This is a genomic window from Rhodococcus sp. T2V, from assembly GCF_029269925.1.
Taxonomy (GTDB): Bacteria; Actinomycetota; Actinomycetes; order Mycobacteriales; family Mycobacteriaceae; genus Rhodococcus_F; species Rhodococcus_F koreensis.
Map to the genome: position 1 here is coordinate 1 of NZ_JARJBD010000312.1, position 1,036 is coordinate 1,036.

At 67.2% G+C, this 1,036-nt stretch carries 1 protein-coding gene; it reads left to right on the forward strand.

The features are described 5' to 3' along the window. Positions 1 to 126 precede the first annotated feature (126 nt). A partial coding sequence (locus tag P3H15_RS54090; RefSeq protein ID WP_276144838.1) for an ISL3 family transposase occupies positions 127 to 1,036 on the forward strand: 910 nt, incomplete at its 3' end.

The following is a 1,036-nucleotide window of genomic DNA, read 5'->3' on the forward strand; positions in this document are numbered from 1 at the left end:
GGCTCTTCCCGATCGGGAGTGCATGATGCCGGTTCTGGGCTGATGGGGTGAGGCACAAGATGTAGGTGAGTCCTGTGGTGTGAGGATGAAGGTTCCTACACCACCCATCGCACAACCACAGGACTCATGACCGACATTACCGGCCTCGTCGCCGACACCATCTGCCGAACCGTCGAACTCGGGCTCACCATCACCGGTGCCGCCATCGCCGAGAATCTCACTCACATCGAATGCAGGCCCGTCGAGCACGATCCGCGCTGTCCGACCTGTTTGCAGCCCGGGCGGTTGCGCGATCACGTCGACCGGATTCTGACCGATCTGCCGGTGGTGGGGCACCCGACCCGACTTCGGGTCCGGATTCCGCGGTTCACCTGCACCGACGACACGTGCGAGGTGGCGATCTTCCGACAGCGCATCGACACGGTCGCGGCTCCGAAGGCGTCGACCACCCGGAGGTGTTCACGCTGGATCCTTGGGCGGCTGGCGAACGACAAGATGTCCGTCGCCGCGGTCGCGAGGGCACTCGGAGTCGGCTGGAATACCGTCAACACCCTCGCCGCCTCGTTGGCCCGTGAGCTGGTGGTCGACCAGCCCGGCCACCTCGACGGAGTCCGCTATTTGGGCGTGGACGAGCACAAGTGGAAGCACCGCCGCGGGCAGGGTGACCCGGACTTCGTCACCGTGATCGTGGACCTGACACCGGTGATCGACGGGACCGGCCCGGCCCGGCTACTGGACATGGTCGCCGGCCGATCGAAGGCCGCACTGGCCCAGTGGCTCGGCAAGAGGGACAACAACTTCCGCAGCCGTGTGCAGGTCGTCGCCATGGATGGGTTCGCCGGCTACCGCACCGCCACCGCCGAAGCGCTACCCGCGGCGCGGGCGGTGATGGACCCCTTCCACGTCGTGCACCTGGCGGCGGAGAAGCTCACCGTGTGCCGGCAACGGATCCAGCAGGCCACCTGTGGTCACCGCGGCCGGGTCGGGGACCCGCTGTACGGGATCCGGCGGATCCTGCTCACCCGCACCGACCTGC